The 12,558-nt window shown below is 68.8% G+C and carries 12 protein-coding genes; 5 read left to right on the top strand and 7 right to left on the bottom strand.

What is annotated here, in order from left to right; translation table 11 throughout:
- The first annotated feature begins 80 nt into the window (after window positions 1-80).
- Both HNP55_RS21280 and HNP55_RS21275 read left to right on the top strand, forming a co-directional pair.
- Window positions 81-1,085, top strand: a complete 1,005-nt coding sequence (locus HNP55_RS21280) for a transporter (protein ID WP_184303981.1) — start codon at window positions 81-83, stop codon at window positions 1,083-1,085.
- A 74-nt stretch (window positions 1,086-1,159) separates the two neighbouring features.
- On the top strand, window positions 1,160-1,405 hold the full coding sequence (locus HNP55_RS21275; protein ID WP_184303979.1) for a YdcH family protein: 246 nt from the start codon (window positions 1,160-1,162) through the stop codon (window positions 1,403-1,405).
- A gap of 56 nt (window positions 1,406-1,461) precedes the next feature.
- Here the strand turns inward: HNP55_RS21275 and HNP55_RS21270 are convergent, their stop codons facing one another.
- The 7 genes from HNP55_RS21270 to HNP55_RS21240 all read right to left on the bottom strand — a co-directional run bounded on the left by HNP55_RS21270 (window position 1,462) and on the right by HNP55_RS21240 (window position 7,918).
- Window positions 1,462-1,968 (bottom strand): AAA family ATPase, encoded by a 507-nt coding sequence (locus HNP55_RS21270; protein ID WP_184303978.1) that lies wholly within the window; start codon window positions 1,966-1,968, stop codon window positions 1,462-1,464.
- A 66-nt stretch (window positions 1,969-2,034) separates the two neighbouring features.
- On the bottom strand, window positions 2,035-2,364 hold the full coding sequence (locus HNP55_RS21265; RefSeq protein WP_184303976.1) for a TfoX/Sxy family protein: 330 nt from the start codon (window positions 2,362-2,364) through the stop codon (window positions 2,035-2,037).
- A 170-nt stretch (window positions 2,365-2,534) separates the two neighbouring features.
- On the bottom strand, window positions 2,535-5,003 hold the full coding sequence (locus HNP55_RS21260) for a TonB-dependent receptor (protein WP_184303974.1): 2,469 nt from the start codon (window positions 5,001-5,003) through the stop codon (window positions 2,535-2,537).
- 93 nt (window positions 5,004-5,096) lie between these two features.
- Entirely contained in the window at window positions 5,097-6,053 is a 957-nt protein-coding gene (locus HNP55_RS21255; protein WP_348648740.1) for a FecR domain-containing protein, read from the bottom strand.
- On the bottom strand, window positions 6,050-6,562 hold the full coding sequence (locus HNP55_RS21250; protein ID WP_184303972.1) for a sigma-70 family RNA polymerase sigma factor: 513 nt from the start codon (window positions 6,560-6,562) through the stop codon (window positions 6,050-6,052). The genes HNP55_RS21255 and HNP55_RS21250 overlap by 4 nt, the downstream gene beginning before the upstream one ends.
- An 85-nt stretch (window positions 6,563-6,647) precedes the next feature.
- Window positions 6,648-7,220, bottom strand: coding sequence for a TlpA family protein disulfide reductase (locus tag HNP55_RS21245; RefSeq protein WP_184303970.1), 573 nt, complete (start codon window positions 7,218-7,220; stop codon window positions 6,648-6,650).
- 68 nt (window positions 7,221-7,288) lie between these two features.
- Window positions 7,289-7,918 (bottom strand): TetR/AcrR family transcriptional regulator, encoded by a 630-nt coding sequence (locus HNP55_RS21240; protein ID WP_184303968.1) that lies wholly within the window; start codon window positions 7,916-7,918, stop codon window positions 7,289-7,291.
- Between the two features lie 162 nt (window positions 7,919-8,080).
- On the opposite strand from HNP55_RS21240, the gene HNP55_RS21235 reads away from it, so the two are divergent.
- The 3 genes from HNP55_RS21235 to HNP55_RS21225 are packed head-to-tail and all read left to right on the top strand — an operon-like array spanning window position 8,081 to window position 12,548.
- Entirely contained in the window at window positions 8,081-9,844 is a 1,764-nt protein-coding gene (locus tag HNP55_RS21235) for an ABC transporter ATP-binding protein (protein ID WP_184303966.1), read from the top strand.
- Entirely contained in the window at window positions 9,838-11,604 is a 1,767-nt protein-coding gene (locus HNP55_RS21230; RefSeq protein WP_184303964.1) for an ABC transporter ATP-binding protein, read from the top strand. The genes HNP55_RS21235 and HNP55_RS21230 overlap by 7 nt, the downstream gene beginning before the upstream one ends.
- On the top strand, window positions 11,604-12,548 hold the full coding sequence (locus HNP55_RS21225; RefSeq protein ID WP_184303963.1) for an ABC transporter permease: 945 nt from the start codon (window positions 11,604-11,606) through the stop codon (window positions 12,546-12,548). The genes HNP55_RS21230 and HNP55_RS21225 overlap by 1 nt, the downstream gene beginning before the upstream one ends.
- Window positions 12,549-12,558: the final 10 nt, after the last annotated feature.

The raw sequence follows: 12,558 nt of genomic DNA, 5'->3' as shown, positions 1-12,558 counted from the left end.
ATGACGGGCTTGTGGGCGCCTGACATATTTCGCTGCAAGAATCGCCCGCTGGAAGAGGATCTGAGCGAGGCTTGATGACGATGGCGTACACCTTTGCGGCCGAAGACCGGGCGCTGATCTGCGGATTCTTGTTTGCGCCCCAGGGCCAGGGCCGGGCCATCGAATTGGGCGAGGCCCTGGCCTGGCTGTCCCAGAGCCCGCAGCAGACGCCCGGCGAGTTCATCTGGCTGCACTTCAATCTGACCGACACCGCTTCCGAGAAATGGATGCAGTCGCATCTGGAGCTGCCGCCCGAGTTCTTCGACGCCTTGCGCGAGGGCTCGCGCTCCACCCGCATCGAGGACGCGGCCGACAATCTGATCGCCGTCGTCAACGATGTGGCCTTCGAGTTTTCCTTCGACCCCTCCGAGATCGCCAGCCTGTGGCTCAACGTCAAGCCCCGGGTGGCCGTCAGCGCCCGCGTCCACCCCCTGCGCTCCATCGACCGCCTGCGCCAGGCGGTGCGCGACGGCGCGCGGTTCGACTCCTCGGTCGCCCTGCTCAACCATCTGCTGCAGGACCAGGGCGATGTCCTGGTGCGCATCGTGCGCGACGCCACCTTGCAGGTGGACCGGGTGGAGGATGCCTTGCTGCAAGGCCATCTGCAGCAAAAGCGCGCCGATATGGGCAAGCTGCGCCGGGTGCTGGTACGCTTGCAAAGGCTGTTAGCCCCCGAGCCCGGCGCCTTGTTCCGCCTGCTGCGCCAGCCGCCGCCCTGGGTCAGGCCGCACGATCTGGACGAGCTGCGCCAGAGCACCGAGGAGTTCAGCATCGTCATCCGCGACCTGGCCGCGCTGCAGGAGCGCATCAAGCTGCTGCAGGAGGAAATGGCCGCCCAGGTGGGCGAGCAGACCAATCGCAGCGTCTTCACGTTGACCGTGGTTACCGTGCTGGCCCTGCCCATCAACATCATCGCCGGCATGCTGGGCATGAATGTGGGCGGCATCCCGCTGAACGACCATCCGCATGGCTTTGCCATCATCGCGTTGATCATCCTGACCTTCACCGTGGTGGCGGGCTGGCTGGCCTTCAGGAACCGGGAGTAGGGGGACGGCTGTCCCTGGCTGCGTGCAATACTTGGGCCGCAATCCCTTGCCGTTCCAACAAAGGAATTTGAGCCATGCACAACAGCAGCCTGCTCCCTCACGCGCTCAGCATCGAGTTTCCTGAACTGGCCGAGCGCATCAAGCAGCTCAAGCAGGAGAACGCCCACTTCGCCAAGCAGCTTGAAGCGCACGATGCGCTGGACAAGCAGATCAGCCAGGACGAACTCGGCATCAAGGCGATCGAAGACCACGCCTTGCATGCGATGAAGCAGCAGCGGGCGCGGCTGAAGGATGAGCTGTATCAGTTGGCCAAGGGCTGACAAGCGGCGCAGCATGCCGCTCGCGTTTGAATCGCATCGAGCCTGGGTGCTTGGGCTCAAGCCCCGTTGGCGATGATCTCGATGCGCTGCTCCGCAATCTCGGCTTCATCGGGTTCTTCCCAGGCATCGCTCGCCATCTCGAAAAACGGCGCGGGCACGAGCATGGAAAACGTGGGGCCTTGCTCGATGTTTCTGCGCATGACTCGTTCACGCCGCACATCGCGGGGCGTCTGCAGCAAATACACCTGCAGGTCGATGCCCGCCTCGCGTGCGCGCAGATAAAACTCTGCGCGGCTCTGCCGCTGGACCAGGCCCAGTTCGAGTACCGGCGCCATGCCGCAAGCCAGCAGGTCCTGCGCATGCCGCCAGATCTGATCGAGCAGCCGGGTCTTGCGTGCGATATACCAGGGCAGCAGATCCGTGGCCGGCCGGTCCGGGCTGAAGAGCCTGGCGAACCACTCGTCCAGCGCGATATGCGGCGCTTCGACACGAGCGGCGAGCGACTTGGCAAAGGTCGATTTGCCGGCGCCGACGGGGCCTTCGATGAGGTGGATGATGGGCATGGTGCTGGCTTTCCTCAGCGCATTATTGTGCGCATGGGGTTCGGGTCAGGCCCATGGGACTGGGTCTTACTTTCTGGGCAAGGCGGCCACAAAGCGCAGCGCGGCATCCAGCAGTTGCCGGCGGACTTGGTCGTTAGCAAAAGCCCGCGCCTCGGCCCTGACCCATCCCGCCATGGGCTTGCCACGAGAGATCATGGCTGCCACGCCCGGCAGGGCGAGGGCCCAGCCGTCCTGCCCCTTGCCCAGGCGCACCAGCATGCCGTCCGTGCGCGCGCCACAGAGCAGATGGCCTTCCAGCAGCCAGGCCCAGCCGCCGAACATGGCCTTGTCCGTGAGGCCGTCCAGTCCGCCAAGCTCCTCGAACAGAATGGCTTCCAAACCTGGGTCGCGCGCCATAGGGGCCTCTTCTCGGTTGCATGCTTAGAGGCGGCATTGTCAGGCCAGGCCGGCCGGCCCGCGCGCAAGACTTGCGGCGCTCTTCGGACGAGTCGGACAAGGACGATGAGCCGTGCGCAACAGCAGCCAGCTCCCTCATGCGCTCGATATCGCGGTTCAGCGCCGCGGCCTCACCACTCCAGGTCTACCGACAACAGCAGCGTGCGCGGCAGGCCGAAGGCGTAGCCGGTTTCGAAGTAGCGCTTGTCACCGAGGTTCTGCACGTTCAGTCGCACCGTGCTCTCCACGCCGGCCAGCGGGCCGGCATAGCGCAGGCCGGCGTCGAAGCGGGTGTAGGCCGGCAGGCTCAGGCGGTTGTCCGCCGTGATGGCGCGGCTGCCCTTGTGGAAGGCGCCGGCATTGAGCGACCAGCCCGGCAGGCCCGGCAGCTGCCAGTCGGCCAAGACATTGGCCTGCAGCTTGGGCACATCGGTGGGGCGTTTGCCGACGATGCTGGGGTCCTCGCCCTTGACGGTCTTGGCGTCCAGCCAGGCCAGGCTGCTGACCAGGCGCAAGCCCGGGCGCACCGTGCCGCTCAGGCTGGCTTCGACGCCGCGATGCACCTGGCGCCCGTCCTGCACCCAGCGCTTGGCTTCGCTCCTGCGTTCCAGGCCCTTGTCGATATTGAACAGCGCTGCCGAGAACAGGCTGCCCGCGCCCAGTTCGGCCTTGAAGCCGATTTCCTGCTGATGGCTGCGTAGGGCCGGCATGACCTCGCCCTTGTTGACGATGTCTTGGTCGGTGGGCGCGGTGCCACCGCCCTCCAGGCCTTGCACATAGTTGGCATAGATGGACAGGTGGGCGGCCGGCTTGTAGGCCAGGCTGAGACTGGGCGTGAAGGCAGACCGCTTGAAGGGGGCGGCTTTCAGGCTGCCGTCGCGCTTGAAGTTCTCGAAGCGGGGGCGCAGTTGGCGCAGTCCGACATTGAGCTGCCAGTCGCTGCCCCAGCTGATCGTGTCGTTCAGGAAAACCGAGTCCGTGATATTGCGGTTGTCCCAGTCGTCGGCTTGTTCCGGCGCAAAACTGGGTTTGGGGTAGCGCACCGGGTTGAACAGATTGCTACGCCCCAGCGTGGCCCAGAAGACGGCCGGTTCGAACTGGATTTCGCGCGTGCGCTCCAGGCCCAAGGTCAGCTGGTGGCTCAGGGCTGCGGTGTGGAATGTACCGTCCAGACGCATAGTCATGGCCTCGCCGCCGCGCAGCTGTTGCTCGCTGATGTAGTGTTCCAGCTGCAGATCGCCATTCGCCTGCAGGCTTTCGCTGCTGACCCACATGCCGTATTGCGCACGGCGTATGCGCTGCACCTGGGCGGCCGCTTGCAAGCGCCAGTTGTCGTTCAGTGCAAAGCTCAGGCGCGCGCTGCCTGCGCTGGTGCGGGAAGGGTAGGTGGACCAGCTCTGGCCGCGATAGGCTTTGCGGTCGAGCCGCGCCAGCAGAGCCTGGGAGTCCACGCCGGGGGCGAAGGCATCGGGCCCCAGGCCGTAGTTGCCGCCCAGCTCGCGCTGCTGGAACTCGCCTTCCAGCTCCACCCGCAGGTCCGGCCGGGGCAGCCAGTCCAGCGCCGCGCTGACAAAGCGACGTGGCCCGCGCTGCTCGGCTACCTCATGGCGCTCGTGCTCCAGGCTGGCATTCAGGCGCAGGCCCAGGGATTGGTCCACTCCGAAACGGCGGCTCAGATCGGTGTGCAGGGCCAGGCCACCAAAGCCGTTCAGGCTCAGGCCGGCACGGCTGAGCGGTGCCTCGGTGGGGCGTTTGACCATGTAGTTGATCACGCCGCCCGGCGTGCTGAAGCCGTAGCGCAGCGCCGACAAGCCCTTGACGAATTCCACCGCCGCTTTGTTGTCCAGCGGCACCTGTGCCTGGTCGCTGATGCGCAGACCGTCGCGATAGGCCTCGCGGATAGAGAAGCCACGCAAGGAGATGCGGTCGTACCAGCCGGTGTCGGGCGCGCCGACCACGGCCGAGGCGTCCAGCCGCGCCACATCGGCCAGCGAGCGGGATTGTTGGTCGCGCATCAGCTCGGCCGTCACCACGCTGACCTGGAAGGGCGTGTCCAGCAAGGCCTGCTCGCCAAAGCCGGCGGAGGCCTGCGTTCTGGCCCGGTAGCCGAGTTCGCGCTGGGCCTGGCGGTCGGCCGTACCGCTGACTCGCACCAGCGGCAGGGCGGCCTGGGGTTCGGGCTCGGGCGTGCTGGCGGGCCGGGCCGGTGTTGCGGCGGGTCTAGCCGCCAAGGTGGCCGGCGGTGGTGCGGCTTGGGCCACGGCCGGGCGCAGCACAAAGCCGCCGCCCGGCTGGGCCTGGGCCTGCAGGCCGCTGCCGGCCAGCAGGGCGGCCAGGCCGGCGGCCGGGGTGTAGCTCCCCTGCAAGGCCTGGCTTTGGCGCCCGGCCAGCAGGGCCGCGTCATAGCTCAGATTGATGCCGGTGCTGCGGGCATAACGCTGCAGTGCGGCCTCCAGCGAGGTGGCCGGTATGTCGTGTCGGACGGCTGGTGCGGTTTGCGCGATGGCGCCGGACTGGGCGCCCAGCAGGCTCAGGCCCAGCAGGGCGCTGTGCAGCGCCAGACGGCTGAGCAGACGAGGGGAGGTCTGATGTTTTTTCATTGACGAGAGGGCGTGGCAGCCTGGAAATCAGGGCCTTCTGAACCTCAGGCCGGACGAGACAGGGCCATCCCCTCACCAAGATTCAAAAAAATGTCAACGTGGCAGGATCTCGGTCCACCAGGGCGTCAGGCGGCGCACCCGGATGGGCAGGCTGCGCTGCAGAAATTCCAGCGCCTGCTCGCTGCGTGCCACATGGAAGACCCCGGACACCGGCAGGCCGGCCACCCTGGCGTCGCAGCGGATGCGGCCATGCCGGTAGCGAGCCAGCTCGGCCAGCACCTGGTCCAGGCGCATGCGCTGGCCGGCGACTACGCCGTCGGTCCAGGCATCGGCCTCGGGCAGGCCAGACGCGTCGGCGACGCTGCTGCCGGTGGCGCTCAGCCAGCGGCTTTGGCCGGCCTGCACCTCGCTGCGGCTGGCGTCGGCGGCCGGATGGAGCGCCGCCGCACCCTGCTGCACGCTGATGCGCAGGCGGGCCCTATCGTCCATCAGCCGCAAGACCAGGCGGCAGCCCCCAGCCTGCACCCGGCCTGCCGGGCTGTCGATCCAGAACGGCCGGCCGTCGGCGGCCAAGGTGCTGATGCCGATCTCGCCCCGCAGCAGCTCGACGCGACGTTCCTGCGGCGTGATGGCGCTGCGCACGGCGCTGTCGGTGTTGAGCATCAGGCGGCTGCCATCGGCCAGCCGCAGGGTTTTCTGCTCGCCGATGGCGGTGCTGGCGTCGGCCAGCAGGCGCTGCCATGGCAGTTGCTCGCGGGCCAGCCAGGCCGTGCCTGTGCCCAGGCCGGCCAGCGACAGCAGCTTGAGCGCCTGGCGCCGCCCGCTCTTGCGCCGGGCCTGGTTCAGCGCCAGGCCCAGGACCTTGGCAGATCCTGGCGGCGCGTGCCCGGCATGCAGCGCGCTGACACGTTGCCAGGCCAGGGCGTGCAGCGGGTCGGCGGCCAGCCATTCGGCAAAGCCTGCTTGGGCGGGCGCATCGGGCCGACCCAGGTCTTGCTTGACGGCCCAGCCTATGGCGGCCGCGATCACCGGTTCGGGCAGATCTGTCACGACTCGTAGCGCAGCGCGTAGCAGCGGCGCAGACCGGCCGCCACATGGCGCTCGGCCGTGGCCAGGGAAATACCCAGCTCGCGGGCAATCTGAGGGCAGCTCAGGCCCTCCAGCCGGGCCAGCAGAAAGGCGCGGCGCACGGCCGGTTTCAGCCCGTCGAGTACCCGGTCGATCTCGATCAGCAGCTGCAGCAGCTCCAGCTCTTGCTCCGGCGAGGGGGCCTGGGCCTCGGGCAGGGCGGCCAGGGTCTCGGCCCAGGCTTGTTCCAGTTCGCGGCGCCGCCAATGGTCAATCATCAGGCCGCGCGCCACCGTGGCCAGATAGGCGCGCGGCGCCTGCAGCGGCAGGGCTTGCGGGCGCCGCAGCAGGCGCAGAAAGACGTCCTGGCTCAGGTCGGCCGCGTCGGCAGCGCAGCGTATGCGGCGATCCAGCCAGGCCAGCAGCCAGCCGTGGTGCTCGCGGTACAGGCCTTGCAAGAGCGGCTGAGGCTGGACGGAGGGTTCGGTCATCAACACGATGGCGGAAGGCAGAAGTATTGTTAATGAGAATTAATCTCATTGTATCTGCCGGTCTAAACGCCTCGGCTTTGGTCGTTCACTTCAGCTTTTTGCCCAGCTGCAGGTCCACCCAGGCCTCAATCCCCTCGGCCGTGGCGTGGCCGTCCGCAGCGCCCAGCTGATTGCCCATCACCGTGGCCAGCAGGTGTCCGTCCCTGTCGAGCAGAGCAAAGGCCGGGAAGGCCATGACCCTGAGGCGGTTGAGCATCAGATCGGCGCCATTGGCGGCGACCTGCCAGCGCAGGCCGTGGTTTTTGACGTAGTCCGCCGCGTCGGCCCTGCTGTCCAGGGTGATGGCCAGCATATGGAAGTCCGTGCGGCGGGCCTTGACCTGGTTGAGCTGGGGCACTTCCTTGATGCAGGGCGCGCAAAACTTAGCGAAGAAGTTGATCAGCACGGGCTTGCCGCGCAAGGGCTCCAGGGCAAAGGGTTGGCCCGCGGGGTCGAGCAGGCCGTCGGCCGGGAAGGGGGCACCCGGCTCGATTCCGAATTTGGGCAGCGGCTGGTAGGGCGGGCCGCCCGCCCATGCGGTCGTGGTGTGCAGAGGACCCATGATGCAGGCCACCAGGGCAAGCACCGCGGTCCAGTGTTTGGGTTTGCTCTTTTTCAAATGTGCTGGCTCCCTGTTGTTCTGTTTTCGTCCTGGCAGGACGGCGGCCGATTAAAACATAACTACTTTCATTGACGGTAATTGGCCGAGCCCTCACGCGCCAGCAGGGTCAGCGCGCCCACGATCAGGGTGCGCATGCCCTGGGCGAATTCGGCCTCGATCTCGGCCGCCTCGGCCGCCCGGTCCGAGGCCAGTTCCAGCCCCTGGCCCGAGACCGAATAGACCGTGTCGGCCACGGCGATGCAGTGGAAGGCCAGCGTGGCCAGCAGCTCGCGTGCCTGGGTCTTGGAGATGCCGTAGGCCTGCGCCACCAGGCTTTGGTGATGGTCTATCTTGGCGATCATGGGCTGGGTTGCGGCCGAGCGGCGGAGCAGAAAAGGCGTCAGCCCCGGGTGAGCCTTGACCAGCTCGCGCAGCGAGGCGACGAACAGAAACAGGTATTGCTCCAGCTCGCCCGGGCCGCCTGCGCGAGCCGGGGGCAGCTCCCAGCGGCTGAAGATCTGCTCGGCGACCAGGCTCTTCAGCGCCTCCAGGCTGGGCACATGCTTGTACAGCGCCATATGGCTGACGCCCAGCGCGGCGGCGAGGCCGACAAAGGTGATGTGGGGCAGGCCGATGGCGATGCCCGCATCGGCGATGCGCGCGGGCGTGATGCTGCGGGGGCGTCCGCGCGGGGCAGGGGTCTTGGGCGATGGCATGACGGGTTCCCTTTGGAGGCCTGTGGTCTTGTGGTCGTGCTGTTGGTGAATTAGTTTATAGTGATGCAACTAATTCGTATTCCGATTCTCGACAGGGCTGCACGGCCGCGGCCTTGCACGGCCCCGCGGCACCGGGTCTTCAGAGTCCTTGCATTTTTTCCCATGAGTATTTGCGAAACGGCCACGGCCGAGTCTGGGGGCGGCGGCCCGATCAGCCGGGTCTTGCGACCGATACGCGCCCGGCTGGCCCTGGCGGCAGGGCTGGCCGCCTTGGGCAGCATGCTGAGCCTGCTGCCACTGGCCGGCATCCTGCATATCGCCCAGCTCGCCCTGGGCGAGGCCGCGCCGACGCGGGACGAGGTTTGGCGGGTGATCGGCATGAGCGTGCTGGCTGTGTGGGTCGGCATGAGCCTGGTGCTGGCGGCGGAGTTGCTGGCCCATCTGGCCGATACGGAGCTGAGCCATGGCCTGCGCCTGCGGCTTGTGCGGCACCTGGCCCAGCTGCCGCTGGGCTGGTTCACCGAGCGGAGTTCCGGTCAGGTCAAGCAGGCGTTGCAGGATGACATCGGCACGCTGCATGGCCTGACGGCGCATTTCTACACCGCCGTGGCGCGCGTGGCCGGGGTCATCCTGGTTTCGGCGCTCTATCTGTTCGCGCTGGATTGGCGGCTGGCGATTGTCGCATTGCTGCCCCTGCCGGGCTTCTTCCTGTTCCTGCGCCGGGCCATGCGGGCCGGCGCGGCCAGCATGGCCGAGCTGGTGGCCGGGCAGTTGCGCATCAATAGCGCGACGGCGGAGTTCATCGCCGGCCTGCCGGTGCTCAAGGCTTTTGGCCAGGGCGGCCGGGCGCACCAGGGCTACCGGGAGGCCGTCGACGCTTTTGCGCAGGCTTTTACCGCTTTCACCCGGCCCCTGGTCGGGCCCATGGCCCATGCGCATGCGTTGATCGCGCCGGTCACGGTGCTGGGTCTGGTGCTGTTGTCCGGCACGCTGTTCATGGCCCTGGGCTGGATCCGCGCCGTGGAGCTGCTGCCCTTCGTCCTGGTGGCGCCGGGGGTTTGCGCGCCGGTGCTGCTGCTGCACACGCTGTTGCACGAACTGGGCAGTGCCACGGCCGCCGCCCAGCGCGTGCTGGCCTTGCTGGACACGCCCCTGCTGGCACCGCCGCCCGCCGGCAGTGCGCGGCTGCCCGAGGGCCATGAGGTTTGCTTCGAGGATGTGGGCTATGCCTACGAGGGCCAGGCGCCGCTGCTGTCCGACATCAGCTTCACCCTGCGGCCCGGCACGGTTACGGCCGTGGTCGGCCCCTCGGGGGCGGGCAAGTCCACGCTGGCGCGCTTGCTGCTGCGCTTCTTCGATCCCACCCAGGGCCGCATCACCCTGGGTGGCGTGGACCTGCGCCAGCTGGACAGCCCGGTGCTGTACCGGCAGATCGGCTTTGTGCTGCAGGAGGTGCAGCTGATCCATGCCAGCCTGCGCGACAACATCGCGCTGGGCCGGCCCGCGGCCAGCCAGCAGGAGGTCGAGGCCGCCGCGCGTGCCGCCCAGATCCATGCCCGCATCCTGGCCCTGCCGCGCGGCTATGACTCGGTGCTGGGCGAGGATGCCCAGCTCTCCGGCGGCGAGCGCCAGCGGCTCAGCATCGCACGCGCCCTGCTGCTCGACCCGCCCGTGCTGGTGCTGGACGAGGCCACATCCGCTGCCGATGCCGGCACCGAGCTGGCCCTCCAGCAGGCGCTGGCGCGGCTGGCGCGCGGCCGCAGCCTGCTGCTCATCGCGCACCGGCTGGACACGGTCCGTCATGCCGACCACATCCTGGTGCTGGACGGCGGCCGGCTGCTCGAGCAGGGCAGCCATGCCGAGCTGCTGGCCTTGCAGGGCCGCTATGCCCGGCTGTGGGCCTTGGGCGGGGAGACCTTATGTTGAAAACCTTGTTGCAGCTGCTGGGCGAGGACGGCCCCAGCCTGCGCCGCTATCTCTGCATGGCCCTGGCCCTGGGCCTGCTGAGCGGCCTGACCCTCAGCACCCTGCTGCCGGTGCTGGGCCTGCTGCTGGCCGGCGATGTGGGCGGCGCGCTGGGCTGGCTGGCCTTGTTGCTGGCCGGTGCGCTGGCCTGCTGGGCCTGGCGGCGCCGGGTGGAGCGGGCGGGCATAGGCCTGGGCCTGGCCATTTTGCAGGGCGCGCGTCAGCGCCTGGGCGAGCATGTGCTGCGCCTGCCCATCGGCTGGTTCACGCCCGCCAATAGCGCGCGGCTGGGCCATGGAGCCACCGAGGGCATGATGAGCCTGGCCCAGCTGCCCGCCCATGTGCTGACGCCCGTCATCAGCGGCGCGATGGTGGCGCTGGTGCTGGCGCTGGCGCTGTGCCGCCTGCATGGTGAGTTAGGCCTGCTGGCCTTGCTGGCACTGCCTGCGCTGGTGGCGGTGTTCCGGTTCGCGGCCGGCCTGGCGCGGCGGGCCGATGAGCGCTTCCAGCAGCGCTTTGCCGAGGCGAGCCGGCGCATGCTGGAGTTCGCCCAGGCCCAGTCCATGTTGCGTGCCTTCAATGGCGAGGGCGCCGGCAGCCGCCGGCTGGAGCAGGCCATCGCCGCGCAGCACCGTAGCGGCTTGGGGCTGATCTGGCGCTCGGCCCTGGCCGCCGTGCTGGGGGTCTGGGCCGTGCAAGCCGTGTTCGCGGCCCTGCTGACCCTGGCCGCGCTGCGGCTGGTGGGCGGCCTGGCCCTGGGTGAGGCGATAGGCCTGGTGCTCGCCCTGCTGCTGGTGTGCCGCTTTGTCGAGCCCTTGCTGGAGCTGGCCAGCTATGCCGAGCTGCTGCGCGCGGCGCGCGGCCAGCTGGCGGCCGTGCAGGCCTTGCTGGCCGCCCGGCCGCTGCCGGAGCCGGCGCAGCCGCAGGCACCGCGCGATGCCTCGGTGGCGCTGTGCGAGGTGGATTTCCGTTATGCCCCCGACGAGCCCCTGCTGCTGCGGGCCTTGAGTCTGCAGATTGCGCCGGGCAGCATGACGGCCCTGGTGGGTGAGTCGGGCGCGGGCAAGAGCACGCTGCTGCGCCTGCTGGCGCGCTGCTTCGATGTGGAGCGGGGCCAGGTCTGTGTGGGCGGCGTGGACGTGCGGCAGCAGTCGGCCGCGGGCCTGAGCGCTCAGCTGGCGCAGATCTTCCAGGACAGCTATTTGTTCAGCGGCAGCATTGCCGACAATATCCGCGTCGGCAAGCCCGAGGCCAGTGCGGCCGAGCTGCTGGAGGCGGTGCGCCTGGCCGGCGTGGCGGAGATTACCCGGCGCCTGCCGCAGGGGCTGGACACGCCGGTGGGCGAGGGCGGTGCGCGGTTGTCGGGCGGCGAGCGTCAGCGCATCGCCATCGCCCGGGCCTTGATCAAGGACGCGCCCATCCTGCTGGTGGACGAGGCCACGGCCGCGCTGGACGCCGAGAACCAGGCGGTGATCAAGGCCACGCTGGCGCGGCTGCGCGGGCGGCGCACGCTGATCGTGATCGCCCACCAGCTCTCCACCGTGGCCATGGCCGACCAGATCGTGGTGCTGCAGGGCGGGCGGGTGATCGAGCAGGGCGCGCCCGCGGTCTTGCGCGTCAGCGGCGGCGCCTACGCGCAGATGCTGGCCCAGCAGCAGGCGGCCCAGGCTTGGCATCTGGCCGCAGGGCCGGACGCTGTTGCCCTTGAGGCCGGTCGCTGATGCCTCTGCGCCGGCTGTCCCTGTTGTTCCTGCTGCTGTGCGGCGCCTCGCTGTTGATCGGCGCGCGGCAGTTCGCCTGGCAGCAGGCGTTCGCCTTGTCGGGCGATGCCTGGCTGACGCTGACGGCCAGCCGCCTGCCGCGCCTGGCGGCCCTGGTGCTGGCCGGCGCGGGCCTGGCGATCAGCGGCGTGATCCTGCAGCACATCTTGCGCAATCGCTTTGTGGAGGCCGGTACCACGGGGGCGCTGGACGCGGCCAAGCTGGGCATCCTGCTGTCCCTGGTCTGGCTGCCGGGCGCGGGCACGGCCGGCCGCATGCTGTTTGCGCTGGCCTTCTGCCTGGGCGCCAGCCTGCTGTTCCTGGCCCTGGTCCGTCGCATCCGCTGGCAGCATACGGTGCTGGTGCCGGTGATAGGGCTGAGCTACGGCAGCCTGCTCAGCGCGCTGGCGGAGTTCTATGCCTACCGCCACAACATCTTGCAAAGCATGCGGGGCTGGCTGCTGGGCGATTTTTCCAAGGTCGTGCAGGGGCAGTACGAGCTGCTCTACCTGATCCTGCCGGTGGTGGCGCTGAGTTTTCTGTATGCCCAGCGTTTCACGCTGCTGGGCATGGGCGAGGAGATGGCCAGCAGCCTGGGCCTGGGCTATGCAGCCACGGCCGCCTTGGGCCTGCTGCTGGTGGCCTTGACGGTGGCCACCACCGTCATCACCGTGGGGGCGATTCCCTTTGTCGGCCTGGTCGTCCCCAATTGGGTGGCGCTGCGCCATGGCGAGAACCTGGGGCGCAGCCTGCCCCTGGTGGCGCTGGGCGGGGCCACGCTGCTGCTGGCCTGTGACATCGCCGGCCGCCTGCTGATCCACCCCTTTGAGCTGCCCATAGGGTTGACGGCCGCTGGCGTGGGCGGGGCCTTGTTCCTGCTGCTGATCCTGCGGGGGCTGCGGTGAAAGGCCGGGC

This window comes from Roseateles oligotrophus, assembly GCF_014204525.1.
Lineage (GTDB): Bacteria > Pseudomonadota > Gammaproteobacteria > Burkholderiales > Burkholderiaceae_C > Paucibacter_A > Paucibacter_A oligotrophus_A.
Note: the sequence above shows the minus strand (reverse complement) of the source record. Positions and strands in the feature narration are given on the sequence as shown.